General features: G+C 39.7%; 24 protein-coding genes. 19 read left to right on the plus strand and 5 right to left on the minus strand.

Going from position 1 to position 25,685, the window contains the following annotated elements; genetic code table 11:
• Positions 1-20: 20 nt before the first annotated feature.
• From CDW55_RS03230 to CDW55_RS03245, 4 genes are read left to right on the plus strand one after another with little or no spacing between them, the layout of a single operon-like run.
• Positions 21-1,304 carry a sigma-54 interaction domain-containing protein gene (locus CDW55_RS03230; RefSeq protein WP_088468274.1) on the plus strand — a complete coding sequence of 428 codons (1,284 nt, stop codon included), beginning with the start codon at positions 21-23 and terminating at the stop codon, positions 1,302-1,304.
• A gap of 20 nt (positions 1,305-1,324) precedes the next feature.
• On the plus strand, positions 1,325-1,849 hold the full coding sequence (locus tag CDW55_RS03235) for an LptE family protein (protein WP_088468692.1): 525 nt from the start codon (positions 1,325-1,327) through the stop codon (positions 1,847-1,849).
• Positions 1,849-3,591 (plus strand): hypothetical protein, encoded by a 1,743-nt coding sequence (locus CDW55_RS03240; RefSeq protein ID WP_088468275.1) that lies wholly within the window; start codon positions 1,849-1,851, stop codon positions 3,589-3,591. Before CDW55_RS03235 ends, CDW55_RS03240 begins: the two co-directional genes overlap by 1 nt.
• A 16-nt stretch (positions 3,592-3,607) precedes the next feature.
• Entirely contained in the window at positions 3,608-3,976 is a 369-nt protein-coding gene (locus CDW55_RS03245; RefSeq protein ID WP_228399596.1) for a sulfite exporter TauE/SafE family protein, read from the plus strand.
• Between the two features lie 8 nt (positions 3,977-3,984).
• Here CDW55_RS03245 and CDW55_RS03250 read toward each other — a convergent pair whose 3' ends face one another.
• The 4 genes from CDW55_RS03250 to CDW55_RS03265 all read right to left on the minus strand — a co-directional run bounded on the left by CDW55_RS03250 (position 3,985) and on the right by CDW55_RS03265 (position 6,431).
• The gene (locus tag CDW55_RS03250; RefSeq protein ID WP_088468277.1) at positions 3,985-4,632 is read right to left on the minus strand and encodes a DUF4126 domain-containing protein; all 648 of its coding nucleotides are present in this window, start codon (positions 4,630-4,632) and stop codon (positions 3,985-3,987) included.
• Positions 4,633-4,694: 62 nt separating this feature from the next.
• Positions 4,695-5,075, minus strand: coding sequence for a ribonuclease P protein component (rnpA, locus tag CDW55_RS03255; RefSeq protein ID WP_088468278.1), 381 nt, complete (start codon positions 5,073-5,075; stop codon positions 4,695-4,697).
• On the minus strand, positions 5,068-5,799 hold the full coding sequence (locus tag CDW55_RS03260; RefSeq protein ID WP_088468279.1) for a ThiF family adenylyltransferase: 732 nt from the start codon (positions 5,797-5,799) through the stop codon (positions 5,068-5,070). Before CDW55_RS03260 ends, rnpA begins: the two co-directional genes overlap by 8 nt.
• A gap of 2 nt (positions 5,800-5,801) precedes the next feature.
• Positions 5,802-6,431 carry a TatD family hydrolase gene (locus CDW55_RS03265; protein ID WP_088468280.1) on the minus strand — a complete coding sequence of 210 codons (630 nt, stop codon included), beginning with the start codon at positions 6,429-6,431 and terminating at the stop codon, positions 5,802-5,804.
• Between the two features lie 88 nt (positions 6,432-6,519).
• On the opposite strand from CDW55_RS03265, the gene CDW55_RS03270 reads away from it, so the two are divergent.
• The 8 genes from CDW55_RS03270 (at position 6,520) to CDW55_RS03305 (ending at position 14,994) form a co-directional block, all read left to right on the plus strand.
• A complete protein-coding gene (locus CDW55_RS03270; protein ID WP_088468281.1) occupies positions 6,520-7,146 on the plus strand; it encodes a TetR/AcrR family transcriptional regulator in 627 nt (208 codons plus the stop codon).
• A 147-nt stretch (positions 7,147-7,293) separates the two neighbouring features.
• Positions 7,294-8,268 (plus strand): outer membrane protein assembly factor BamD, encoded by a 975-nt coding sequence (gene bamD / locus CDW55_RS03275; protein ID WP_088468282.1) that lies wholly within the window; start codon positions 7,294-7,296, stop codon positions 8,266-8,268.
• A 41-nt stretch (positions 8,269-8,309) separates the two neighbouring features.
• On the plus strand, positions 8,310-8,633 hold the full coding sequence (locus CDW55_RS03280) for a DNA-directed RNA polymerase subunit omega (protein ID WP_088468283.1): 324 nt from the start codon (positions 8,310-8,312) through the stop codon (positions 8,631-8,633).
• A gap of 144 nt (positions 8,634-8,777) precedes the next feature.
• The gene (coaBC, locus tag CDW55_RS03285) at positions 8,778-9,983 is read left to right on the plus strand and encodes a bifunctional phosphopantothenoylcysteine decarboxylase/phosphopantothenate--cysteine ligase CoaBC (protein WP_088468284.1); all 1,206 of its coding nucleotides are present in this window, start codon (positions 8,778-8,780) and stop codon (positions 9,981-9,983) included.
• A 37-nt stretch (positions 9,984-10,020) separates the two neighbouring features.
• Positions 10,021-10,926, plus strand: a complete 906-nt coding sequence (locus CDW55_RS03290) for a DUF4835 family protein (RefSeq protein ID WP_088468285.1) — start codon at positions 10,021-10,023, stop codon at positions 10,924-10,926.
• Positions 10,927-11,039: 113 nt separating this feature from the next.
• A complete protein-coding gene (locus CDW55_RS03295; protein WP_088468286.1) occupies positions 11,040-12,689 on the plus strand; it encodes a DNA repair protein RecN in 1,650 nt (549 codons plus the stop codon).
• Between the two features lie 107 nt (positions 12,690-12,796).
• Positions 12,797-14,269 (plus strand): DUF5687 family protein, encoded by a 1,473-nt coding sequence (locus CDW55_RS03300; RefSeq protein ID WP_088468287.1) that lies wholly within the window; start codon positions 12,797-12,799, stop codon positions 14,267-14,269.
• Positions 14,270-14,283: 14 nt separating this feature from the next.
• Positions 14,284-14,994: an ABC transporter ATP-binding protein gene (locus CDW55_RS03305; RefSeq protein ID WP_088468288.1), complete on the plus strand. Its 711-nt coding sequence runs from the start codon at positions 14,284-14,286 to the stop codon at positions 14,992-14,994.
• Positions 14,995-15,047: 53 nt separating this feature from the next.
• Here CDW55_RS03305 and fumC read toward each other — a convergent pair whose 3' ends face one another.
• Entirely contained in the window at positions 15,048-16,442 is a 1,395-nt protein-coding gene (gene fumC, locus CDW55_RS03310) for a class II fumarate hydratase (RefSeq protein WP_088468289.1), read from the minus strand.
• Between the two features lie 121 nt (positions 16,443-16,563).
• Here fumC and CDW55_RS03315 point away from each other — a divergent pair, with 121 nt between their 5' ends.
• The 7 genes from CDW55_RS03315 to CDW55_RS03345 all read left to right on the plus strand — a co-directional run bounded on the left by CDW55_RS03315 (position 16,564) and on the right by CDW55_RS03345 (position 25,611).
• The gene (locus CDW55_RS03315) at positions 16,564-17,640 is read left to right on the plus strand and encodes a helix-turn-helix transcriptional regulator (protein WP_088468290.1); all 1,077 of its coding nucleotides are present in this window, start codon (positions 16,564-16,566) and stop codon (positions 17,638-17,640) included.
• A gap of 156 nt (positions 17,641-17,796) precedes the next feature.
• A complete protein-coding gene (locus tag CDW55_RS03320) occupies positions 17,797-19,404 on the plus strand; it encodes a fumarate hydratase (protein ID WP_088468291.1) in 1,608 nt (535 codons plus the stop codon).
• Between the two features lie 94 nt (positions 19,405-19,498).
• Complete coding sequence (locus CDW55_RS03325) at positions 19,499-19,783, plus strand: hypothetical protein (protein ID WP_179285908.1); 285 nt, start codon at positions 19,499-19,501, stop codon at positions 19,781-19,783.
• 283 nt (positions 19,784-20,066) lie between these two features.
• Complete coding sequence (prfA, locus tag CDW55_RS03330; protein ID WP_088468293.1) at positions 20,067-21,152, plus strand: peptide chain release factor 1; 1,086 nt, start codon at positions 20,067-20,069, stop codon at positions 21,150-21,152.
• 49 nt (positions 21,153-21,201) lie between these two features.
• The gene (locus tag CDW55_RS03335; RefSeq protein WP_088468294.1) at positions 21,202-21,492 is read left to right on the plus strand and encodes a hypothetical protein; all 291 of its coding nucleotides are present in this window, start codon (positions 21,202-21,204) and stop codon (positions 21,490-21,492) included.
• Positions 21,493-21,609: 117 nt separating this feature from the next.
• Positions 21,610-23,727 (plus strand): methylmalonyl-CoA mutase, encoded by a 2,118-nt coding sequence (scpA, locus tag CDW55_RS03340; protein WP_088468693.1) that lies wholly within the window; start codon positions 21,610-21,612, stop codon positions 23,725-23,727.
• Positions 23,728-24,219: 492 nt separating this feature from the next.
• Positions 24,220-25,611: an RtcB family protein gene (locus CDW55_RS03345; RefSeq protein ID WP_088468295.1), complete on the plus strand. Its 1,392-nt coding sequence runs from the start codon at positions 24,220-24,222 to the stop codon at positions 25,609-25,611.
• Positions 25,612-25,685 lie beyond the last annotated feature (74 nt).

Below are 25,685 nucleotides of genomic sequence, written 5' to 3' on the forward strand. Positions count from 1 at the left end.
AAAACTTTGAAATTAAAAAAATGACAGATTTACAATCCATAAAAACCCGTTTCGGTATTATCGGAAACTATCCGGCTCTTAACCGGGCTCTTGAAAAAGCAATACAGGTCGCGCCAACCGACATTTCGGTATTGGTGATGGGTGAATCCGGTGTGGGGAAAGAATTTATTCCGAAGATTATCCATAGCGAATCCAGACGGAAGCACCAGCCTTATATTGTGGTCAACTGTGGCGCAATCCCTGAAGGAACAATTGATTCTGAACTTTTCGGGCATGAAAAAGGTGCGTTTACCGGAGCAACTTCTACCAGAAAAGGATATTTTGAGGTTGCGAACGGCGGAACAATTTTCCTTGATGAAGTGGGTGAATTACCTCTCCAAACCCAGGTTCGTTTACTTCGTGTGCTGGAAAGCGGCGAATTTATGAAAGTGGGTTCTTCACAAATCCAGAAAACCGATGTAAGAATTGTGGCTGCCACGAATGTAAACATGCTGAATGCCATTAATGACGGCAGATTCCGCGAAGATTTGTATTACCGTTTGAACACTGTGCAAATCGACATGCCGCCGTTGAGAGAAAGAAAAGGAGATATTCATTTACTATACAGGAAATTTGCAATCGATTTTGCTGAAAAATACCGCATGCCCGAACTTGTTCTGACCGAAGATGCAGTGAATTACCTCGAAAAATATCCTTTCCCCGGAAATGTTCGGCAGTTGCGGAATCTGGTGGAACAGATGACGGTGGTTGAGCAGAACAGAACGGTAAATTCTGTAAAACTTGCAGAATACATTCCTACTTCTACAAATCTTCCGGCAGTAGTACAGAAAAACGGCGGCGGAATATCGAATTCAGAATTTAATTCTGAAAGAGAAATCATGTACAAAATACTTTTCGACATGCGGAATGATTTGAATGATTTAAAATCGCTAACTTCGGAACTCATAAAAAATCGGGGAAACAGCGATTTCAGCAGTCAGGAAAAAAATCTCATCAACCGGGTTTTTACGCCGGAAACGCAGGTTCAGAATTCCGGATCGCTGCTTTATTTTGAAAACCATAATGCAAATCAGTTTCAAAATCCAACGATTATTTCAGAAGGAAATAATGAGTACGATGATGTGGAAGATATTGAGATCGAGGAAACAAAACCAGATTCTCTCTCGCTTCAAAATAATGAGCGTGAACTGATTGTCAAGGCTTTAGAGAAACACAAAGGCAGAAGAAACAAGGCTGCTGACGAATTGGGGATTTCTCAGAGAACACTTTACAGAAAAATCAAACAATATAATTTAGAAGATTAATGCATACCATCAGAATTCATATGAAATTAAGACGATCTTTAAGTTTTTGTTTGTTCTCTTTTTTCTTTTTTCTTCAGAGCTGCTACAGTTTTACCGGTTCATCTCTGAGCCCTGAAACTAAAACGATTCAGATAAAAGATTTCCCGAACAATGCGGCACTCATGAATCCAAATTTGGCACAGCAGTTTTCTACCGATATACAGAACCGCTTTTTACAGAGAACCACTTTAAAGGGCGCCGCAGAAAATCCTGATATTTTAATTGAGGGTGAAATCACCGATTATTCGATTACTCCCACTACAATTTCTTCTGCAGTAAACGCTCCGGGCGGAAACATTCAGGCAGCACAAAACAAGTTAACAATCACTGTAAAAGTACATTACGAGAACAAAATAGAGCCAGATAAAAGTTTCGACAGAACATACTCTGATGAAGCAGTTTTCAGCAGCGACCTTGATATCAACGCAATTGAAGCTTCACAGGTAAAAGTAGTGAACGAGAGAATCATCAATAAAATTTTTAACGATATTGTAGCCAACTGGTAATGAACGCAAGAATTTTAGAATTAATAAAAAATCCCGAATTATTTCAGTCTCAAGATTTGGAAATCCTGAATTCTGAAATAAAAAAACACCCTTATATACAGAGTATAAGAGCGTTGCACCTGTTCGGCATCCACAAATTCGACCCGGAAGTATACCAGCATACACTTTCGACTACCGCTGCTTATACCACCGATAAAAAAATACTTTATCAGTTTATTAACAGGAATTCAGCAGAAACAACAACCAGTGCATTAAAAACTGATTATCAATACATTAAAAAGGAAGAAAAACATAAAGAAGTCTTCGGTAAAATTAAATCTGAACCCACCGAACTTCCCAAACCTGTATATGTAAACGGTGAGTTGAACAGAATTTTATTTGAAGGGGAAGATAATTTTCTGGATGAAAAAAGCGAAGTCATTGATCTTGAATCTACATTGGAATCAGGGCAAATCGTTACCCAAAATAAAGTAATTGAAACTGTTGAAGTAGAAACAACTCCTGAAGAAACGGAAATTATTGATGAAATTCAATCAGAAACACAGGAAGATCCAATTTCCGAAACCGTTGATACTAATGAACAAATTGCGGTTGATGCTGCAGAAGTTAATTTTCAGGAAACTGATGAGTTCTTACCGTCAACTCAACCAAGTATTTCTGGAGAAACCGAAATCCAACAAACAGAGAATTTATCAGTAGAAACAATTATTGAAGAAGAAGAAGAAAAAATTTCGGAGAAAACCGATACGGTAGAAAATCCGGCTGAAATCAGTTTTCACGCTACGGAAGAATTTTTTGCTGATATAAAAATTGCACCTAAACACTCAGAACCAATATCTTACAAAGCTCCTGAACCTCAACCAAACAAACATGAGATCGAGATGCAGCGTCTTATTGCTGAAGTGGAAGCAAAAATGAAAGCGGGAAAAAAGGTAAAACCTAAGGAAAAGGAGGAAGAAATTTCAAACACTGACGTTAACTTCTCTGAAACTCAGAATTTCAATATTGCCAAGCCTGAACCATCTGTTTCAGAAACCAAAAACACAGAAATTTCGGAAGAAAAAATTGAAATCCAGGCAGAGGAAAAAGCGCATAATACCATTGAAAACACGAGTTCAACACAAGAAAGAGGATGGAAACCAATGTCTTTTTCAGGCAACACTCCTGACGCGTTAATTGGTAATACAGCAAATAAAGCAGAGCAAAAACCAGTTCCTGAACAGGCAAACACCACAAATGACCAACCAAAAACCTCATCTGAAAAAACTGAAATTCGAGAAGAAAGACCTGTCTTCAATGTTTCATTTTTCTCGCAGAATTTAGCTCCGATTGAATCTGAAACTGAAAAACAAGTTGCAGAAGAAAAAACAACACCGGAAGAAAGCAACGTTCCAACCTTCATCAACACCTGGCAAAACTGGCTAAAAATCGACAGAAGCAAAATCGAGTCAGCCAAAAAACCGATATCAAAAGCAGAAATAAAAAATACCGTCATTGAAAATTTCATCGTAAAAGAACCGAAAATTTCAAAACTTAAAGAAGAATCTGATTTTGTGGTGAAGGAAAAAAGCGATAATATTTCGCACCTGATGACCGAAACGCTTGCGAAACTTTACGTTGAACAGAAACTGTATTCCAAGGCCATCAAAGCGTACCAGATCTTATCGGAAAAACATCCGGAAAAAGAAGCACATTTCGCCGAACAGATCAATTACGTTAAAGATTTAAGACAAAACAAATAACCTAAACCTCATGAAAATGGATGCGACACTTATTATCGGACTTATATTGTTGGGATTATTAGCCGGCTATTTAAGCGGTTTGGTGGGCATTGGCGGAGGCATTGTGATGGTTCCGGTCTTGGTTTTACTCTTCGGATTTACGCAACATAAAGCGCAGGGAACTACCTTGGCACTTCTAATTCTTCCTGTCGGCATTCTGGGCGTGATGAACTATTACAAAACAGGAAATGTCGATATTAAAACAACGCTTCTGCTCTGTGCAGGTTTTGTTTTGGGAAGTTATCTGGGCAGTAAAACTGCGATTACACTTTCACAGGAAATGCTTCGTAAAGTTTTTGCAATTCTCATGCTGGTCGTCGCTGTGAAGATGTTTTTCCAGAAGTAAAATTTCAGCTATTCTAAATTTTTTCGGTCAACCGCATCTACATTAATGACTTTTGCGTTTCGGTCTGAATTAAAATTCCGAAATTTCCGCCAAAGTTTTTTTCCTAAAACAAGAACGGTAATAATCAGTGCAACAGCAGCGATAAATGCAATTACAGGTGCTGCTAATGCCAGAAACGACATAATTCCTGCACCGGCTGTTTCGGTAGTTGCCACAACTGAATTCCCCAAACCACCAGTTGTGGCGGTAGATGCAGCTCGCGTTCCCGCAAATCCCGAACTTATTGCTGCTGCAGTTCCGCCGCCTGCAATTAAAGCTAAAGCCCATTGCGGAAAAGTTCCGATATCGGCGAACTGGCTGGCAAACATTACAGAACCGGCGATTGTAGCCAAAGGCACTGAAATCGTATCTAAAAGGTGATCGATAAAAGGAATGTAATAGGCAAGAATTTCAGCAATCATTGCAATTCCTGTGGTAATAAGTGTAGGCAAACCGGCTAGCCACTCAAAACTTTCATTCATAGGAATCCAGCCTAAATAAGAAGCCAGACTCACCGCAAACATGGGCATAAAAACCCTGAAACCTGTAGCTGCGGCAAGACCGATGCCGATGAACGCGCTGATGATATAAGGAAGAAAAGGAATTTGATCTGACATTATTTGTTGAATTTAGATTTAACAAACCAAATTTACAAAATAATGTATTCCGAGCTGGAATTTTATTTTTTTGATTTACAAAGTGTTATGAAATTTTCTTCCAGAGATCGATAACTGACTGGTTTTTCACTTGAAACCCAGAAAATCATCGAAATTGAGTTTTTCCCAAAAGCGTCGGTAAAAATTTCTTTGTTCAGTCGGTAAGTTTCGCGAAGCAATCTTTTGATCCGGTTCCGGTCAACGGCTTTCTTAAAATACCTTTTTGAAACAGAGACGCCAAATTTTTGGTTTGAAATAAGAAAACCTTCCTGAGGTTTTTTCTCGAGATCAATAGAAATGATCCGCAAATTTCCGCAGGTCTGCCATTTTCCTTTTGCGAAAAGAAGATCGATTTCCCTTTTATGTTTAAGTTTTTCCTCTTTAGGAAATTTGAAATCAGTCATCTGTTTTCTTGAGCAAGTGGTTAATAACTTCGGCTGCGGCATACAACCCAAAAATTGCGGGCATAAAGCTGCTTGTTCCGTAAAAAGACCTTTTAAAATTCGCGCCGTCGGTCATTTTCAAACTTTCTTCATTCTGAATTTCGTTGGAGAAAACACAGCGGATTCCTTTGTTTATCTGTTCTTTTTTCAGGCGTTTGCGAACATTTTTTGCCAAAAAACAATTATAAGTTTTGCTGATATCGCGAACCATAACCTTCGAAGGATCCATTTTTCCGCCAGCTCCCATACAGCTAACAATTTTTATTTTTTTTCGTTTCGCGGTGATGATAAGTGCAAGTTTTGGCGTCACACTGTCGATACAGTCGAGAATATAGTCGAATTTTTCACTGCCAATCACCTCCTCCATTCTTTCTGGATTCAGGAATTCGTTGATTTTAGTCAGCTGAAGTTCAGGATTAATATCGAGAAGTCTTTCTGAAACCACCTCAACTTTAGATTTCCCAACAGTTGAATGAAGCGCGGGCAGCTGACGGTTAATATTCGTAATATCTACAGTGTCACCGTCAACTATGGTCATTTTACCGATTCCCGAACGTGCCAGAAATTCAGCAGCGAAAGAACCTACCCCACCCAAACCTACCACGAGGAGATTGGCGTTCTGAAGTTTTTTAATTCCCTGTTCTTTGATAAGAAGCTCTGTTCGCTCCAGCCATTTTTTCTGCATTTTTATATCGGAATTTGTAAATTTTTGAGATTTTCTTTGATTTTCTGTGTTAAATCTTCTAAACTGATCTTTTTGAGGTCTGCAACTTTTTGATAGAGCTCCTTGATTTCAAAATCTGAAGAATCAGTTTCCAGAAATAATTCTTCAGTCGGAAAGTCTTTTAAAAAATCCTGCAAATTTACATTATACAAAACTGATTTTCCAAAACTTAAACAGAAACCATTTTTCAGGAGATCGTCACCAATCGTTTTCCTTTTATTGAAACCGTGGACAATCATGGGAACTTTAGCCATTTTTCGGAACTGAAGAAGTTGCGAAAATCTTTTCACACAGTGAATAATTAAAGGTTTCTGAAGCGAATTGGCGATCTCGATCTGGGCTAAAAAAGCTTTTTGCTGAAGTTTTTCGTCAACATCAATTAATCCATCAAGTCCGCACTCGCCGATTGCTACACAGTTTTTATGGGCAGAAATCTTCAGCAACCAATTTAACTTTTCTTCAAAATCATCAGCAACAGCATCAGGATGAATGCCCGCAGAAAAGTAATTTTCTGGCGGAATTTCATTGAATTTCAAATTATAAATCCCCAAATTTTTACCTGCATCGTGGTGATGGAAATCGAAAAAACCCATCTTCAAAATTATTAAAAAAAGGCCTTAAAACATTAAACATTCGTTTGAAATTCTTTATAATTTCTTAACTTTACGTAAAATAACAAAAATGAAGAAGAAATTTACCGAAAAGCAGATTCATATTTTGGATGTTGCCGAAAAATTAATCGCCAAAAAAGGATTTGAAGGAACCTCGATCCGCGATATTTCTTCTCAGGCGAATATTAACGTAGCCATGATTTCTTACTATTTTGGCTCGAAGGAGAAAATGATGTCGTATCTCTACCGATACCGCGTGATGAAAACCAGAGAGAGTTTTGCCGAATTTGCGGAAGTTATTAAAGACGGTAAACCCGAAATGCAGATGAAAGAACTGGTGAAATATGTAGTGAACCAGCTTTTTAAATTCAATTATTTCCATGGTTTTGTGACCCAGGAACTTCGCCATACCGAGCATCTTAAAGATGATTTACTCGAATTTTACACCACTTTTACGTCGAAACTTGATGATGTTATAAAAAAAGGAGTGGCTTCGGGTGTATTTCACCACGCACCAAAACCTGAAGATATTCTGACCTTGATTTTGGGCTCATCGCTTTTCGTCATCAGAAACAAAAATTTCTACGAATTATATGTCGCAGGAAAAGAAGAAAATTATCTGCGTGATGCTGAACAGAAAGTCCTGGCTAATCTTTTGGTGACTGTTTTTTCCGTTTTGGGTTATAACGCGTACTGATTTCACCGCAATTTTGTAGTAAAACATCAAATGCAGATAAATTATTAGTTAAATTATCATAAAAAAAAATCTATTGATAAAAAAATTATATTTTTGCAGACTGAACCGCAGAAGATGAAAATCCATCATTTTCGCTTTAATAGATTTATGAAAAAATATTTGATAGTACTGCTTGCTTTTTTTGCTTTATCGGCCTGTAACAAACAGCAGGAAATGGCGATGAAAAGCGCAGACAAAGATTATATCCTGAAAGTTGCCAACGAGAACTTCGAAAAGAAAAAATGGACTGACGCGCTTGCGCTTTACGAAAGACTTTCGAACCTTGTTGCCGGTACCGACGATGCGCCAAATGTTGTTTACAACTCAGCCTACGCCAACTACTACGATAAAAATTACAAACTCGCAGGCCACCAATTCAAAAATTTCTCGGTGACTTTCCCGCAGGATCCACGCGCTGAAGACGCGGCTTACATGTCGGCACTTTGTTATTACGAAGGATCAATGGATTATAATCTTGATCAGACGAGTACTGAACTGGCAATTAATGAACTCCAGAACTTCCTGAACAATTATCCGAATACAGAGAAATCTAAAAACATTAACGAACTCATCGATGAGTTGAGTTATAAACTGGAATTCAAGGCTTACGAAAACGCCAGACAGTACTATAAAATGGCAGATTATAAAGCAGCGAATGTCGCTTTTGAAAATGTTCTGAATGATTTCCCAAGTACTAAACTGGCTCCGAAAATCTACGAATACATTTTAAACTCGAAATACGAACTTGCTGTAAATTCAGTTTATGATCTCAAAAAAGACCGTATTGAAAATGCTTTGGCCTTCACAAAACAGGTAGAACGCGATATGCCGAACACCGAAAATGCGAAAACCGCAGTTGATCTAAGAGCTAAACTTCAGAAAGAAAAAGAGAGCTTCCTGGAATTGGAGAAGAAAGTAGAACTTAGAAAAAAGGAACTTCAGGATAAACAGAAAGAGGAAGAAGCCAGACTGAACCTGGAAAAAGACCAGAGAGAAGCCGAGAAGAAAGCCAGACAGATCAAAAGAGACAGCGCGGCGCTTAATACCCCTGCTCCTGCAGCAACTTTCAATATTCAAAAATAAGCTGTATATTTGCAGACTCTAAATAAAATAATTCACTGAAAATGAGCGTTAAAGATTCTAAAGCCGAATTAAGTACTATAACTTACGACAAAGATAAAATTGAAGAAAAAGTGGGTTCTATCTACGAAGCCATTGTAATTATGGGGAAAAGAGCAGAGCAGATTAATGCTGAAATCCGCTCAGAACTTCATAATAAATTAGATGAATTCGCTGTTCATAATTCTACTCTGGAAGAAGTATTCGAAAACAGAGAACAGATCGAAATCTCAAAACACTACGAAAAACTTCCGAAACCTACTTCTATCGCAATCCAGGAATGGCTTGATGATGAAATTTATTTCAGAAATACGGACGAAAGAAACTAATCGCAGCGTTTTACAGACAATATAAAAAAATCGCACAAGCACTACTGCTTCTGCGATTTTCTTTTTTGCAAAACTTATACTGAACCTTTAGAAATGGTATATCTAAAAATTTAAGTAAATTCGTTCGACTTTAAAACACTCGAAATGGCAATTCAGGAAAAAAAAATCCTCATCTGTGTTACCGGCGGAATTGCCGCATACAAAATCAATTACCTCATTCGCGACCTTGTAAAAAAGGGAGCGGAACTGCAGGTTTTGATGACACCCTCAGCGGAAAATTTCGTTTCTAAACTCACGCTTTCCACACTTTCTAAGAAACCGGTTTTTTCAGATTTCTATTCAGAAAACGGTACCTGGAACAATCACGTGGAATTTGCACTTTGGGCAGACTTAATTTTAATTGCGCCCTGCACCACCAATACTTTGGCTAAAATGGTTCATGGTATTTGCAATAATTTGGTGATCGCAACCTATATGTCAGCAAAATGTCCGGTGATGATCGCGCCGGCTATGGATCTCGACATGTATGAACATCCCTCAACCAAACAGAATTTAGAATTGGCTGAAGATTTCGGGCACATCATTATTCCTGCTGAAACGGGTGAACTGGCGAGCGGACTGGTTGGGCAGGGAAGAATGGCCGAACCGGAAAAAATCTCTAAAACCATTGAAGATTTTTTTACTTCAAATACAATTTCGAAAAGCTTAGAAGGGAAAACAGTGCTCATTACGGCGGGCCCCACTTATGAATCCATCGATCCTGTACGTTTTATTGGAAATCATTCTTCAGGCAAAATGGGATTTTCTTTGGCGGAAGAAGCGGCAAGACGCGGCGCAAAAGTAATTTTGATTTCAGGACCTAGCTCTTTGGGTATTTCTCATCCTAATATCGAAATTCACCGCGTAACCTCCGCGAAAGAAATGTTTAATGAAGTTTTTAAATACTATGAAATTTCGGACATTGCCATCGCAAGTGCTGCGGTAGCCGATTACGCTCCAAAGGAAATCGCCAGCGAAAAAATCAAGAAAAATGATGATTCTTTAACGATTGAACTCGTTAAAAATCCTGACATCCTTAAAACAATGGGCGAAAGAAAATCGAAACAGTTTTTAGTCGGTTTTGCGCTCGAAACCCAAAACGAGGAAGAAAATGCGTTGGGAAAACTCCAGAAAAAAAATCTCGACATGATTGTTCTGAATTCGCTTCGTGATGAAGGCGCCGGATTTAAAAATGACACCAATAAAATCAAGATTTTCACTGAAAACGACAGAAAGGAATTTGCTCTGAAAGCTAAAAATGAAGTAGCAAAAGATATTTTAAATGTCGTAGAACAGGAAATTCTGAAATAATATAACTAAATTTCCGTTTTCAACTTTTATCACCAACATGAAGAAACTTTTTACCATATTCATCCTTATTTTCAGTTTTAATTACAGTTTTTCTCAGGAACTTCTGGCTACCGTTCAGGTAAATGCGCAGCAACTGGGTGGCAGCAACAATCAGGTGTACAAAACTTTAGAAAAAAATCTTCGCGATTTCATCAACAACACGAGTTGGACAGGGAAAAAACTTCAGAACTTCGAAAAGATAAAATGTAATTTTGCGATTGTAATTACCGAACGCGCGGGAAGCAGCAATTTCAAAGGAAGTATTGTGGTACAGGCCGTTCGCCCGGTTTTCAACACGACTTACGAAACTCCTTTAGTCAATATTAATGACACCAATTTCGGTTTCGATTATACGGAGAATGAAAATCTTGTTTTTAACGAAAGACAGTTTTCCGGGAAAAACTTAATCGATGTGGTAAGTTTTTATGTGTACACGATTTTAGGGTACGACGGCGACAGCTTCAAGGTGCGTGGCGGCCAGCCGTGGTTTGAAAAAGCGCAGAAAATCTCCAACAATAGTCAGAATCAGAATTTTGCCGGATGGTCGCTAATTGAAGGAACCAGAACCAGAGCCGCACTGATCGACAACATCATGAAACCGGAGCAAAATACGCTGCGCAACATTTATTACACCTATCACCGCGCCGGTTTGGATAATCTGGGAAAACAGGACCAGACTTCCGGAAAAAAAATCATTGCTGATGCGCTGATGCAGCTGAAAACTTATGAAAATAATTTTCAGATGAATTATCCTATCAATATTTTTATCGACACAAAAAAACAGGAAATCTTTGATATTTTCAGTAACGGAAGCAATACAAATATTAATATGGCCGACCTAAAGTCATTATTCGTTACGCTTTCACCAAAAGATATCGACAGCAAGTGGAATAAGTGGAAATAAACCGGATGACGGGGAAATTATTGACAATCATTTAATTTCCGACTTAAAAAGCAAAACATTAAATTTGCGTTTAATTGAGTTTCCAAAAAACATTGTAATTCGCCATTTAAAACATGCTTTCAAGAATTTTCATCCAGAATTTTGCTCTTATCGATACCCTCGAAATTACTTTAAACAAAGGTTTGCAGGTAATTACGGGTGAAACCGGTGCAGGAAAATCGATTATTCTGGGAGCTTTGCGTTTAATTTTGGGCGAAAGAGCAGACGCGAAATCCATACAGAATTCGGAAACTAAAAGTATTGTAGAAGCTGAATTTGCCATCAACGATAATCTTCAGTTTTTTTTTGAGGAAAACGATTTGGATTTTGAACATCAAACCGTCATCCGCCGCGAAATTCTTCCCAACGGAAAATCCAGAGCTTTTGTAAACGATGTTCCTGTAACATTGGATTTACTGAAAATGCTGTCAAAAAAACTCATTGATATTCATTCGCAGTTTGAGACTTCAAACCTTTTCGATGAAGAATACCAGTTCCAGATCATCGACGGTCTTTCGAAAAATAAAATCCTGATTTTAAAATACCAAACGGAGTTTTCAGAATACAAAAAAGTGCTGAAGGAACTGGATAATTTTAAAAATCAGTTGGAGGAAAGCAATAAAGAAAGCGATTACAAAAACTTTCTTCTGGAAGAACTTCAGAATATAAATCTGGATGACCTGGACCTGGAAGAACTTCAGAATCAGGTAAAAAAACAGGAAAACGCTGAAGCAATTACCGATAATCTTTCACAAATTTTTGCAAAACTTGATGCAGAAGAAATCGGCGTTCTCGATTCGATGACCGAGATCAAAGGCAAACTGGGGAAAGTAGCCGATCTTTCACACGAATTCACGTTACTGAACCAAAGACTTCAGGAAAATTTTATTGAATTTAAAGACATCATTTTTGAACTTCAGGACGCTGCCGAAAAGATGGAAACCAGTCCGGAAATGCTTCTCACACTGAACCAAACTTTAAATACCGTAAACGCACTGCTTCTGAAACACGGCGTACACGGCATTCCGGAATTAATTGAAATTCGCGATCAACTTTTAAATGAACAAAGCGGTTTTGCCGATCTTGAAAATTTAATTATCGAACTCGAAAAGAAGAAGAAGGATTCGGAAATCCGTCTCGCAAAAATGGCCGCGGATTTGTCGGCAAACCGTAAAAAGCACATCCCAGATTTCACCAATAAAATTGAATCTCTACTGAAACAATTGGGTCTTGAAAAAGCAAAAATTATGGCAGAACTGAAGGACGGTATTAACTATAACAGTTTCGGGAAAGAAAGTATACAGATCTTATTTCAGGCGAATTCGGGTTTTCCTTTAAAGCCTATACAGTCCGCAATTTCCGGTGGTGAACGCTCCCGGGTTATGCTTTCTATTAAAAAACTGATCGCTGAAAATGCGGAACTGCCGACCTTAATCCTCGATGAAATCGACACAGGAGTTTCCGGGAAAGTAGCGGAAGAAATGGGAAATGTAATGAAGGAAATGTCAACGAACATGCAGCTTATCGTAATTACCCATCTCGCACAGGTTGCGGCAAAAGGAAACAATAACTATAAAGTTATTAAAGAAGACATTTCAGGTAGAACGCGCTCCAACATTATTCCGCTTAGCGAGGAGGAGAAGCTTCAGGAAATTGCGCAACTTCTTTCCGGCAGTAAAATTACAGATGCTGCCATTTCTCAAGCGCAGGAATTGATGAAATAATCATTTTTCTGCTTCAAAACAAATCTCTTAACATAATAAAAGGGCTTTAATCTCATCTATTTTGTAACAAATCTTGTTGGTTCTTAACTAATGTTTAAAACCATGAAATGTATACAAAATTACTGAAGTTAGAATTCAAGAGTTTTATCAGGAATCCACAATTCGGGGCACAGCTTGCCATGAAAATCCTGATGGCTTTCGCGTATGCCGGAATGAGTTTTACTTTTGTTATGATGGCGGTGGGTCTTTATTTTATTTCAGTCGAAGAGTTAAAGACTGATCCTATAGCACTTTTTTCTCGGTATTTCCTTTACTATGCAGCACTGGATTTGGTTCTAAGGTATTTTATTCAGCAAATGCCAACGCAAAACATCAAACCATTTCTCACGCAAAATATCACCAAGAAAAAACTGGTGAACTATACCATCCTGAAAATTATTTTTAATTTTTTTAATTGGGGTTATCTGCTTTTTCTGTTGCCGTTTTGCGGTTTGCTTATTTTCCACGGAAGTTATTCTATCCCGGGGGTTTTAATGTTCCTCACAGGGATAATGGCAGTGTTCTATTTCAGTAATTTCGTAAATATTGTATTGAACAAACAGAATCTGGTTCTTTATACTGTAGCGGCGATAATGATTATTTTCGGTTTTCTGGAATATTACGGCTACGTTCATCTTTCTTCTTTTTCCGAAAAAATTTTTAAAGCTTTTTATGAATTTCCTGGTGCCTTTTTGATTCCTGTATTGCTAGCCGCTGCTGCCGGATACTGGGCTTACCGCAATATTTACAGCAACTTTTATCTCGACAAAGGACTGGAACTTGAACAGGCAGTAGGTAAAACCGAAAATATCGATTTCCTTAACCGTTTCGGAACACTTGGCACTTTCATCAATAATGATATCCGACTTCTGAAAAGAAGCAAAGCTGCAAAGTCTGCGTTGTTTGCGGGAATTATGTTTTTATTCTACGGACTTCTATATTTTTCAGGCAAAGCTTATGCTACAGATTTTATGCGGGTCTTTCTCGGAATCTTTGTGACCGGTGGTTTTATGCTCATGTTTGGCCAAAGAGTACCCTCCTGGGACAGCTCCTATTATCCGCTGATGATGACGCAGAAAGTTCCCTATAAAGACTATCTGAAAGCGAAATGGGCGCTCGTGGTGCTCGCTACCGCTGTTTCTATGGTTTTGGCGCTGGGTTACCTGCTCATCAGCTGGGAATTTTATCTTACTATTTTTGCCGCCGGACTTTATAATCTTGGGGTGAACTCTTACCTCACTCTTTTGGCTGGAGCATTTAACAAAAAACCTATTGACCTCAATTCCAGCTCCAAATCATTTGGCGGCGGAGGAAATAACTTTAACATGAAAGTAATGCTGATAATGATTCCGCAAATGGTACTGCCAATGGGCGTTTTTGCACTCGTGAAATTTTTCGCGGGAATCGAAATTGCGGTTGCAAGTCTGGGAGCTTTAGGTCTTATCGGATTTTTACTGCGTGATAAAATTTTCGATTATATCGTGAAAATTTACAGATCCGAAAAATATTCAACAATAGAAGCATTTAAAAAAACAGCATAATTTAAGCTATAAACATGATAAACATTCAAAATATTTCTAAAATTTACGGCAGCAAAAAAGTTCTTCATATTGAATCTCTCCAAATCCCTAAAGGCGAAAGTTTTGGATTGGTGGGGAATAACGGCGCCGGTAAAACTACTCTTTTTTCGCTTTTGCTGGATTTAATAGAGCCATCATCCGGCTTTGTTGAAATTGGCGGTGATAAAGTAAATGAAAACGAAAACTGGAAAAATAAAGTTTCCGCCTTTATTGATGAATCATTTCTAATTGGTTATCTGACGCCCGAAGAGTATTTTTATTTTATCGGCGAGCTACGCGGGCAGGATAAGACGACGGTTAATGAGTTCCTGAAACAGTTTGACGATTTCTTCAACGATGAAATTCTGAATGCTAAAAAATATGTACGAGACCTATCGAAAGGCAACCAAAAAAAAGTAGGAATTGTTGGAGCGCTTATCGGCACTCCGGCAATCATTATTCTCGATGAACCATTTGCAAATCTGGATCCCTCTACACAGATAAAGCTTAAAAAACTCATCAGAACATGGTCTCAGAATGAGTCAGTTACTTTTCTTATTTCCAGTCACGACCTTGCTCATACTACCGAAGTGAGCGACCGAATTGTTGTCTTAAACAAAGGGGAACTCGTGAAAGACATCAGAACAAATCCCGAAACCTTGCGCGAACTCGAAGATTTTTTCGCCAGTTCCGTCTCTGTAGATTAATAAACAAAATCCCCGGAAAATTTCCGGGGATTTTTAATTTACGATAAGTTGAATTATGCTAAACCTCCGACCATATCTTCCGGTTTTACCCATTCATCAAATTGTTCGGCGGTTAAAAGTCCCAGATTAACTGCTTCTTCCTTTAAAGTGGTTCCGTTTTTATGGGCAGTTTTTGCAATTTTCGCGGCATTTTCGTAACCTATATGAGTGTTCAGAGCGGTTACCAACATTAACGATTTATCTACGAGCTCTTTAATTCTAGGCTCGTTAGCTTCAATACCTATTGCGCAGTGATCATTAAAAGAAATACAGGCATCGCCTAAAAGCTGTGCAGACTGCAGAAAATTATAGGCAATTACCGGTTTGAAAACATTCAGTTCATAATTTCCCTGCGTTCCTGCAAATGAAATGGTGGTGTCGTTCCCCAAAACCTGTGCGCAAACCATCGTCATTGCTTCATTTTGTGTAGGATTTACTTTTCCGGGCATGATGGATGATCCGGGTTCGTTTTCAGGAATTAAAATTTCCCCGATACCGGAACGCGGCCCCGAAGCCAGAAAACGGATATCCTGTGCGATTTTGTAGAGAGAAACAGCCAGCTGCTTCAAAGCACCGTGACTTTCGACAATTGCATCATGGGCAGCAAGCGCTTCAAACTTATTGGGTGCCGTAACAAAAGGCAGTCCGGTAAATTCTGAAATATATTTTGCCACCAAAACGTCGTAACCTTTCGGGGTATTAAGGCCCGTTCCCACCGCTGTTCCGCCCAGAGCGATTTCCTGCAGATGATCTAAAGTATTGGCAATGGCTTTCATCGCATAATCGATTTGGGCAACATATCCAGAAAATTCCTGCCCGAGGGTTAAGGGTGTTGCGTCCATCAGATGTGTTCGCCCGATTTTCACAATATTTTTGAAAGCTTCGGCTTTTTCCTGGAGTGTATTTCTGAGTTTTTCAACAGCCGGCAGTGTATGCTCTACCACTTTCTTATAAGCAGCAATATGCATCGCTGTGGGATATGTATCGTTTGAGCTCTGCGATTTGTTGACATCGTCGTTCGGGTGGATTTCAGATTTCGCTCCCAAAATTCCGCCATTGTTTACGTGTGCTTTATTGGAAATCACTTCATTCATATTCATATTGCTTTGGGTTCCTGAGCCCGTTTGCCAAATAACCAAAGGAAACTGGTCGTTTAATTTCCCCTCCAGGATTTCATCGCAAACCTGGGCAATTTGATCCCTTTTATCAGCGGAAAGCACACCTAATTCTGCGTTAGCATATGCTGCAGCTTTCTTGAGGACGGCAAAAGCCTCAATAATTTCGTGAGGCATGCTTGCCTCCGGTCCTATTTTGAAGTTGTTTCTGGAACGTTCGGTTTGTGCACCCCAGAATTTATCAGCAGGAACCTGCACTTCGCCCATCGTATCATATTCTGTTCTGTAATTCATCGCAAGTAAATTTTTAAAAATTAAAGTTACAATTTTCCTATTTGATGCAGAATTAAAAATTAAGAGATTAATTACAGATTATACATTTTATTAACTAAATTTGGTAAGAAGAAGAAAATTTATGTCAAAGAAATCTAAAAATTTGCTGAGGATTTACAATCGCCTGAAACGAGGTCCTGTAAACATCGAAGTTATTAAGCAGTGGGCTAAGTCTCACGACCTCAATATCTCTGAAAGAACATTATACCGTTATCTGGACGAACTTGAAGATATTGTGCAGCACAATGAAAAACTCATCATTACAGAGGGTGAAAAAAACAAAAAAACCTGGAAGATTGAATATGATGAAAGTTCAGCTAAGCTTAATGGGTTCGACATTCAAAGCTATCTGCTTTTCAAAAACCTCATGCCACTGCCATTGGTAAAATCCCGCAAAGAAACCTTCGTCCGTATCGAAAATCTATTCTATAAAAGTTATAGCAAGAGTAATTTCGAAGACTTTTCGATTTTCGCCGACAGGCAGATATCTAACAGTTATTTCTATGACCTTCTTTCCTTAGACGGCTACCAGAAGATCCTGAATGATGCCATATGGAGCATTCAGAATAAACGGGAAATGAGACTTGTAGAAGTTGGTTACGATTACACTTGTATTCCACAGACCGTCGCTTACCCGATAGACTTCCTCCCGCTGCAGATCCTTTATCACCGGGGCGTTATTCACCTTTCCGGAGTTGTAAAAGGGAAGAATAAAATCCTGGCAATCGCTCTGAATCAGCTTAAAAAATATTCCCTTACCAACAATATGTTTGATAACCGGGATCTTTTAGCCGCCCTGCGCCGCGAAATGGATAACCGGTTTGGGATTACCGATAATATGAACAATGAAATTTACGATATCGAAATAGAATTTTCTGAACTCACTGGCGAATTTGTTAAACATCATTTTTGGCACCATTCGCAGAATTTTTCAAAACTCAGCAACGGAAATTATGTTATGACTCTGCGCTGCGGTATTAACCGCGAACTGGTAGGCTGGATTTTCCAGTGGATGAGTAACGCCAGAGTGATCAAACCGCAAATCCTGCAAAGCCTCGTGAAAGAAAAATACCTCGAGATATTAGATAATTACGAATCCGATATGCCGCTTTCTTCAAATAATTCTTTTATGAATACTGAAGCGCTTGACAAAAATTGACATAATCAAGGTTTATCTTTGAAGCATCAAATCACAAATGATGAAAAAGGCATACGAAGTAATACTTCCTTTGCCTTTTTTTTGTGACAAAAGTCCTTCCCGCCTTTTCTTTAATATCCCTTTAATTTCATTATTTTTGCAGCGTAAAAATTAAATATGGAATTTCACTATCAGGATCCCTTTCCTATTCTTAAAGACGACACCCAATACAGAAAACTCAGTTCAGAATATTTAAAAGTAGAATACCTCGGCGGCAGAGAAATCTTAACCATAGATCCCCGTGCACTGGAACTTCTTGCAGAACAGGCTTTGGCAGATGTGTCTTTCATGCTTCGGCCTTCGCATCTTCAGAAACTCCGTAATATTATAGATGATCCGGAAGCGACCGACAACGACCGTTTCGTAGCTTATAATCTCCTGCAGAACGCTGCAGTTGCAGTGGAAGGCGCGCTTCCTTCCTGCCAGGATACCGGAACAGCAATTTGCGTTGCTAAAAAGGGCGAAAACGTATACACTGGAGCAAATGATGCTGAATGGATTTCCAGAGGAATTTATAATACCTACCAAACCCGCAATCTCAGATATTCGCAGATCGTGCCTTTAACGATGTTTGAGGAGAAAAATTCCGGCTCGAACCTCCCGGCACAGATTGATATTTATGCTACAAAAGGCGAAGAATACAAATTTCTTTTCCTCGCGAAAGGTGGTGGCTCTGCAAACAAAACCTTCCTCTACCAAAAAACAAAATCCCTCTTGAATGATGCCTCACTTGAAGCTTTCATTCGCGAAAGAATTATGGATTTGGGAACTGCAGCTTGCCCGCCTTATCACCTCGCGCTCGTTATTGGCGGAACTTCCGCGGAAGCCAATTTAGCAGCCGTGAAAAAAGCCAGCGCCGGATATTACGATCACCTTCCCACCGAAGGAAACATGGGCGGACAGGCGTTCCGTGATCTGGAATGGGAGAAAAGAGTTCAGCAAATCTGCCAGGAATCCTCCATAGGAGCCCAATTTGGCGGTAAATATCTCACACACGATGTTCGGGTAATCCGTTTGCCGCGTCACGCAGCTTCCTGTCCTGTGGGAATGGGTGTTTCCTGTTCTGCCGACAGAAACATTAAAGGTTTGATCAACCGTGAAGGAATTTTCCTCGAGCAGTTAGAGACCAATCCAAAAAAATACCTGCCGGAAATTCCTCCGCATTTGGAAGAAGCAGTTTCTATCGACCTGAATCAGCCAATGCCGGATATTCTGGAAGAACTTTCCAAATATCCGATTAAAACCCGCTTAAGTCTGAACGGAACTTTAATCGTAGCGCGCGATATCGCACACGCAAAGATTAAAGAACTTCTCGACAGCGGAAAACCAATGCCCGAATATTTCAAAAACCATCCAATTTATTACGCCGGTCCCGCAAAAACGCCGGACGGAATGGCTTCCGGAAGTTTTGGACCTACAACTGCCGGCAGAATGGACGTTTATGTAGACGAATTCCAGTCGTACGGCGGAAGTATGATTATGCTCGCGAAAGGAAACCGAAGCAAGGATGTCACCAACGCCTGCGCAAAATATGGCGGTTTTTACCTCGGCTCTATAGGTGGACCTGCGGCAATTTTAGCCAAAGAAAACATCAAGTCCGTAGAGGTTGTTGATTTTGAAGAACTTGGAATGGAAGCCGTACGTAAAATCGAAATCGAAAATTTCCCGGCATTCATCATCTCCGATGATAAAGGGAACGATTTCTTCGAATCCATCGCGCATTAATATTTTTTAATCATTTTAAATAGCGAAAAATCACCGGAAATCTTTTGTCTGAAAACAAAAATTATCCTACTTTTGCCTAAAATCTATTCCAATGATGATGTTATCAGCATTTTTCCCGTTCTACCAGTTCCTTTGGACCGTATATTTCCTAATCATGTTCCTTATCGGTTTCTGGTGTATCTTTATGTTTTTCGGTTATGTAATCCCGATTTGGTTAACTTCCGGATTAATGGAATATTTCGGTAAAACCAAACCTTTCGATCCTGAAGACATCAGAAGAAAAACGCTTACAGAGCAGGAAGGTGTAGAACTGGTTTACAGCAACCCAAAAGGTCACGGGCCGTTTTTACACAGCCACGACAGCCACGGTCATCACTAGTTGATGTCACTGCTCTCCCACTTTAATTTCCGGGAAAAGCAGTCACAAAGCAAAATCATATATACAGTCAGTTTCTAATTTTTTAGAGACTGATTTTTTTTGGGAGCAACGCTTTACGTTTTTCTTTACATACAGATACCGGCTTTCCACTCTATCTTTTGCTCCGCCGCCCTCCGCAAAAGGATGCCGTTTCAATCCGGGCTATAAAACAGGATGGTTGTTCTAAGGTAAGAAATATTGTTTTCTGCTTTTTTCCTATCTTTGCACCCACAAATTTCTACAAATGTCAAAGTCTCTTATCCCAAAACTCGAAGCCATTAAACAGCGTTATAATGAAGTTGCCGACCTCATTATTCAGCCCGATGTAATTTCCGACCAGAAAAAATACTCCTCGCTGAACAAAGAATACAGCGACCTCGGAAAAATCGTGGCGGTTTTCGATCAGTACAAACAGACTTTGAATACCATTGAGGAATCCGACGAAATTATTGCCGACGGATCAGATAAAGAATTTGTAGAAATGGCCAAAATAGAAAAAAATGAAGCCATTCAGAGAATTCCCGGTCTTGAAGAACAGCTGAAAGTTCTTCTGATTCCAAAAGATCCCGCAGATGATAAAAACGTCATCATCGAATTACGGGCAGGAACCGGTGGCGACGAAGCAGCGATATTTGTAGAAGACGTGTACAGAGCTTATGCGATGTATTTTAAAACAAAAGGCTGGAAACACGAAATAACCGATTCCAGCGAAGCTTCTAAAGGATATAAAGAACTCATTCTGAAGGTAGAAGGCGACGGCGTTTACGGAATCATGAAATTCGAATCCGGTGTTCACCGTGTTCAGCGCGTTCCCGAAACCGAGTCTCAGGGGAGAGTTCATACTTCTGCCATCACAGTAGCCGTACTTCCGGAAGCAGAAGAAGTGGATTTCGAACTGAATCCTGCAGACATCGAAATGCAGACATCGCGTTCTGGTGGAGCCGGCGGACAAAACGTAAATAAAGTTGAAACTAAGGTACAGCTTACGCATAAGCCTTCAGGTTTGGTCGTGGTTTGTCAGCAGGCGCGTTCGCAGCTGGCTAACCGCGAATTGGCGATGGAAATGCTCCGCACAAAACTCTACGATATCGAACTTCAGAAGGTACAGGGCGATATTGCGGCCCAGAGAAAAACGATGGTTTCCACGGGAGACCGTTCTGCGAAAATTAAAACGTACAATTATCCGCAAGGAAGAGTAACCGATCACAGAATCAATAAGTCAATGTACAATCTGGATGCTTATATGAACGGCGACCTGCAGGAAATGATCGATGCTGTAATTATGGCCGAGAACGCCGAAAAAATGAAAGGCGAGGAAGAAAATTATTAAGCAGTAAACTGATTTTTTATATATTAGCGCACACTTAAAATATTATCATATGAAAAAATCAATTTTGTTAGCAGGCGTTTTCGCCACAATCGCTTTAGTATCATGTAAAAAAACAGAAGCTACAGTTTCTGATGCTACCACTGTAGATTCCTCAGCAGTAATCGTTGGTGACTCTGCTGCAGTTATTGTAGATGACGATGCAATGCCGGTTACTGATTCAGCTGCAAGCGCAGTTGAAGGTGCAGCGAAGGCGACTGGAGATGCCGTAAAAGACGGCGCTAACGCAGTAAAAGATGCTGCAAAAGATGCTACTGATGGCGACGGAGATATCACCAAATAAACCTCCTGTAAAAAAAATTAAACTCACGGTCTTTCCGTGAGTTTTTTGTTTAGTGACAGATTCAAAAAACTTTCGATGAAAAATTCTTAACTTTACCCATCTGTAAATTCAATGAGAATGCGCCACCCGATTAAAAATCAAACTCCGGACTTCAATACAAATTCCAATAATAAACTGCCTTATTTTTTTGAAAAAGACGGTCTGGAAATGAAATCTTCCTACACCGAAAAAGATTCGGAACAGTTAACTGAAAAAGGATATTCTGCGGGAATTGCGCCTTTTTTGAGAGGTCCATACTCCACAATGTATGTTCAGAAACCCTGGACGATCAGGCAGTATGCGGGATTTTCAACCGCTGAAGAATCCAATGCTTTTTACAGAAGAAATCTTGCTGCCGGACAAAAAGGATTGTCGGTTGCGTTCGATTTGGCAACGCACCGTGGGTATGATTCCGACCACCCAAGAGTGGTTGGCGATGTCGGGAAAGCCGGTGTAGCCATTGATTCTGTGGAAGATATGAAGATTCTTTTCAACGAAATTCCTTTGGATGAAATTTCAGTCTCGATGACGATGAATGGTGCGGTGCTTCCAATCCTGGCATTTTATATTGTTGCAGCCGAAGAGCAGGGTGTTGCTCAGGAAAAACTTTCAGGAACGATTCAGAATGATATCCTGAAAGAATTCATGGTTCGGAATACCTACATTTATCCGCCAACACCTTCCATGAAAATTATCGCAGATATTTTTGAATATACTTCTAAACATATTCCGAAGTTCAATTCGATTTCCATTTCAGGCTATCATATGCAGGAGGCCGGCGCTACACCGGTTCTGGAAATGGCCTATACTTTAGCCGACGGTTTAGAATACGTGAGAACAGGAATTAAAGCAGGCATGAAAATCGACGATTTCGCGCCGAGATTATCATTTTTCTGGGCCATCGGCATGAACCATTTCATGGAGATCGCAAAAATGCGCGCTGCAAGATATATTTGGGCAAATCTTTTAACCCAGTTCAACCCACAAAATCAGAAATCTTTAGCTTTAAGAACGCATTCACAAACGTCTGGTTGGAGCTTAACTGAACAGGAACCATTCAACAATATCACCAGAACCGCCATTGAAGCCTTGTCATCTGCTTTGGGAGGAACCCAGTCTTTGCATACGAATGCCCTTGATGAAGCTATCGCTTTGCCCACTGATTATTCCGCGAAAATCGCAAGAAACACCCAAATCATTCTTCAGCAGGAAAGCGGAATTTGCGATGTTGTAGATCCCATGGGTGGAAGCCATTTGGTGGAAAGCCTGACGCAGCAAATGATTGATGAGGCAATGAAATTCATTAATGAAGTGGAAAAAGAAGGCGGAATGACCAAAGCCATCGAAGCAGGAATTCCGAAAATGCGAATTGAAGAAGCCGCAGCCAAAAAACAGGCAAAGATCGACAGCGGAGAAGAATTTATCATTGGTGTAAATTCATTTAAATCCACCCAAAAACAGATGGAACTCGAGATTCTGGATATCGATAATTCTGAAGTTCGGAGAAAACAGATCGAAAGACTCCAACAGATAAAAACAACCAGGGATGCTGAACATGTTTCAGAAATTATCATCAAACTTAAAGAAGCCGCCAGAACAGGAAACGGAAATCTTCTTGAAATCTGCATCGAAGCCGCAAGAAGAAGAGTAACTTTAGGTGAAATGAGCGATGCGATGGAAGAAAGTTTCGGAAGATACAAAGCCAATATCAGAACCATACAGGGAGTTTACGCCATGAATGCCAGCAAAAACGAATATTTTGAAAAAGCCATTTCCTTAGCACAGAAATTTGAGGATGAGGAAGGCAGAAGACCAAGAATCATGGTCGTGAAAATGGGTCAGGACGGCCACGACCGCGGTGCAAAGGTTGTTGCTACCGCTTTCGCGGACATGGGATTTGATGTGGATGTTGCACCTTTATTCCAGACACCGGAAGAAGTTGCCAGACAGGCAGTGGAAAACGATATTCACATTTTGGGAGTTTCTTCTTTGGCTGCCGGACATAAAACGCTCGTTCCGCAAGTAGTGGAAGAATTGAAAAAACTCGGTGCAGATGATATTACCATCGTTGTTGGTGGAGTAATTCCGCAACAGGATTATGAATTCCTTTACCAAAACGGAGCCGATCATATTTTCGGTCCGGGAACCAATTTACCCAAATCGGCTTGTGAAATTTTGGAGAAAATGTTAAGCTAAAATTCGCAGTTCCAGAATTTATTCTATATTTGCACCTGAAAATCAAGTTCAACCAACAAAAAAACAACGAAGCAATGTTCAAATTTAATCAACATTCATCAGTAGGATTGCCTTTTGCAAAGGCAGGGCTTCGCGGTTTGGTACATTCTTAGAACAACAGTATAATGAAATATCAAAACCCGAAGTCGTAAGATTTCGGGTTTTTTATTGCGCAATATTTCAAACTCAAAATAACTTTCCCCGAAATCAGATTTTTATCAGGAGCTTAATCCCGCTTTCCGTTGCAATCTTTTTTTGCCCTCGCTTTTTTCAAGCCTACGCAAAAAAAAGGATTTCCACTGCAATCGGGGCTAAGGATTACAACTCCAAACAAACTTTGTCAGAAAATTGAAAACTTTGACAAAAAAAACAATCAACAAAAAATCTAGTTGGTACAAATATTTGATGCGAGAGTGTCTAACATCTCACATCTATTATCTAAAATCTAAAAAGATGGGAAATTTAAAACTTAAAGGAAAAGATATACTAAAATTAGGTTATCCAAATAATCAGAGCGTTAACATCGCTTTAGAAGTTATGAAAAGAAACTTCGCAACCAAAAATATTCACCACGTGAAATCTTTATTAAAAGAAATCCAGCAGAATCCGGATAACTTCGAGAAAGATTTAACATTCGGACAAATCGCAGAAGCTTTGCTTTCATCAAAGAAAACAGAAAAAAGAATGCTCAACACCAATAGAGCAACTTTCCAAATTTTCGGAAATAACATTTCGGATGAAGCAAAAAACCAATTGTACACTGCTTTGAAACTACCAATTGCAACGCAAGGTGCTTTAATGCCCGATGCTCACAGCGGTTACGGACTTCCAATCGGTGGAGTTTTGGCGGTTGAAAATGCGGTAATTCCTTACGGAGTCGGCATGGATATTGGCTGCAGAATGTCGCTCAGTATTTTGGATACCCCGATTTCATATCTCGACGGAGCAAGAGACAAATACGAAAAAGCGCTTGCCGAACACACCAAATTCGGAATGTACGAAACGCACAAATCTCATGTCGATCACGAAATTTTCGAAAGAGATACGTTTAATTTAATTCCGGTTTTGAGAAGATTAAAAGGAAAAGCCATCAAGCAAATGGGAAGTTCCGGCGGCGGAAACCACTTTGTGGAATTTGGAGAAGTGGAGATTACGGAAGAGAACGAACAAATCAATCTTCCAAAAGGAAAATACCTCGGAATTCTTTCACACAGCGGTTCCCGTGGCTTGGGAGCCGAAATCGCCCAGTATTATTCAAGAGTAGCGACAGATCAGTGTCCGTTGCCAAAAGAAGCGCAAAACTTCGCCTGGCTGGATTTGAACACGCATCTTGGAATAGAATACTGGACAGCGATGAATCTCGCGGGAGATTACGCATCGGCCTGCCACGACGATATTCACAGAAGATTGGTAAAAGCAGTTGGTGGAAGAGTGAGAGCCAGAATCGAAAACCATCACAATTTCGCGTGGAAAGAAATCCATAACGGAAAAGAAGTGATTGTTCACAGAAAAGGTGCAACTCCCGCCAACGAAAATGAGTTGGGAATGATTCCCGGTTCGATGACAGCAAAAGGATTTATCGTTCGTGGAAAAGGAAATCCGGATTCTCTGAACTCAGCTTCGCACGGCGCAGGACGGGCTTTTTCTAGAGGAGAATGCAGAAACCGTTTCAGCCAAAATGACATTAAAAAAGAATTAAAACTTAAAAATGTCACCTTAATAGGCGGAAATGCGGAAGAAGCACCGCTGGCTTACAAAGACATCAATGAAGTGATGAATGCGCAAAGCGAACTGGTCGATATTCTGGGAACTTTTCAACCCCGAATTGTGAGAATGGATAAGTAAACTTTACAGTTTGTCATTCTGAACGAAGTGAAGAATCTCAAAAATTCAGTTGTGATTCCTCCTTCGTCGGAATA

Origin of the sequence: Chryseobacterium sp. VAUSW3, assembly GCF_002205795.1 — a bacterium.
GTDB classification, from domain to species: Bacteria; Bacteroidota; Bacteroidia; order Flavobacteriales; family Weeksellaceae; genus Kaistella; species Kaistella yananensis.

What these genes read in the sequence shown, in the direction of transcription:
- coaBC (WP_088468284.1), top strand. Translation starts at nt 8,778, where the DNA reads ATGGCAATTCAGGAAAAAAAAATCCTCATCTGTGTTACCGGCGGAATT.
- CDW55_RS03230 (WP_088468274.1), top strand. Translation starts at nt 21, where the DNA reads ATGACAGATTTACAATCCATAAAAACCCGTTTCGGTATTATCGGAAAC.
- scpA (WP_088468693.1), top strand. Translation starts at nt 21,610, where the DNA reads ATGCGCCACCCGATTAAAAATCAAACTCCGGACTTCAATACAAATTCC.
- bamD (WP_088468282.1), top strand. Translation starts at nt 7,294, where the DNA reads ATGAAAAAATATTTGATAGTACTGCTTGCTTTTTTTGCTTTATCGGCC.
- CDW55_RS03300 (WP_088468287.1), top strand. Translation starts at nt 12,797, where the DNA reads ATGTATACAAAATTACTGAAGTTAGAATTCAAGAGTTTTATCAGGAAT.
- CDW55_RS03280 (WP_088468283.1), top strand. Translation starts at nt 8,310, where the DNA reads ATGAGCGTTAAAGATTCTAAAGCCGAATTAAGTACTATAACTTACGAC.
- CDW55_RS03250 (WP_088468277.1), bottom strand. Translation starts at nt 4,632, where the DNA reads ATGTCAGATCAAATTCCTTTTCTTCCTTATATCATCAGCGCGTTCATC.
- CDW55_RS03260 (WP_088468279.1), bottom strand. Translation starts at nt 5,799, where the DNA reads ATGCAGAAAAAATGGCTGGAGCGAACAGAGCTTCTTATCAAAGAACAG.
- rnpA (WP_088468278.1), bottom strand. Translation starts at nt 5,075, where the DNA reads ATGACTGATTTCAAATTTCCTAAAGAGGAAAAACTTAAACATAAAAGG.
- CDW55_RS03245 (WP_228399596.1), top strand. Translation starts at nt 3,608, where the DNA reads ATGGATGCGACACTTATTATCGGACTTATATTGTTGGGATTATTAGCC.
- prfA (WP_088468293.1), top strand. Translation starts at nt 20,067, where the DNA reads ATGTCAAAGTCTCTTATCCCAAAACTCGAAGCCATTAAACAGCGTTAT.
- CDW55_RS03240 (WP_088468275.1), top strand. Translation starts at nt 1,849, where the DNA reads ATGAACGCAAGAATTTTAGAATTAATAAAAAATCCCGAATTATTTCAG.
- CDW55_RS03235 (WP_088468692.1), top strand. Translation starts at nt 1,325, where the DNA reads ATGAAATTAAGACGATCTTTAAGTTTTTGTTTGTTCTCTTTTTTCTTT.
- CDW55_RS03325 (WP_179285908.1), top strand. Translation starts at nt 19,499, where the DNA reads ATGATGTTATCAGCATTTTTCCCGTTCTACCAGTTCCTTTGGACCGTA.
- CDW55_RS03295 (WP_088468286.1), top strand. Translation starts at nt 11,040, where the DNA reads ATGCTTTCAAGAATTTTCATCCAGAATTTTGCTCTTATCGATACCCTC.
- CDW55_RS03315 (WP_088468290.1), top strand. Translation starts at nt 16,564, where the DNA reads ATGTCAAAGAAATCTAAAAATTTGCTGAGGATTTACAATCGCCTGAAA.
- CDW55_RS03320 (WP_088468291.1), top strand. Translation starts at nt 17,797, where the DNA reads ATGGAATTTCACTATCAGGATCCCTTTCCTATTCTTAAAGACGACACC.
- CDW55_RS03270 (WP_088468281.1), top strand. Translation starts at nt 6,520, where the DNA reads ATGAAGAAGAAATTTACCGAAAAGCAGATTCATATTTTGGATGTTGCC.
- CDW55_RS03265 (WP_088468280.1), bottom strand. Translation starts at nt 6,431, where the DNA reads ATGGGTTTTTTCGATTTCCATCACCACGATGCAGGTAAAAATTTGGGG.
- fumC (WP_088468289.1), bottom strand. Translation starts at nt 16,442, where the DNA reads ATGAATTACAGAACAGAATATGATACGATGGGCGAAGTGCAGGTTCCT.
- CDW55_RS03335 (WP_088468294.1), top strand. Translation starts at nt 21,202, where the DNA reads ATGAAAAAATCAATTTTGTTAGCAGGCGTTTTCGCCACAATCGCTTTA.
- CDW55_RS03345 (WP_088468295.1), top strand. Translation starts at nt 24,220, where the DNA reads ATGGGAAATTTAAAACTTAAAGGAAAAGATATACTAAAATTAGGTTAT.
- CDW55_RS03290 (WP_088468285.1), top strand. Translation starts at nt 10,021, where the DNA reads ATGAAGAAACTTTTTACCATATTCATCCTTATTTTCAGTTTTAATTAC.
- CDW55_RS03305 (WP_088468288.1), top strand. Translation starts at nt 14,284, where the DNA reads ATGATAAACATTCAAAATATTTCTAAAATTTACGGCAGCAAAAAAGTT.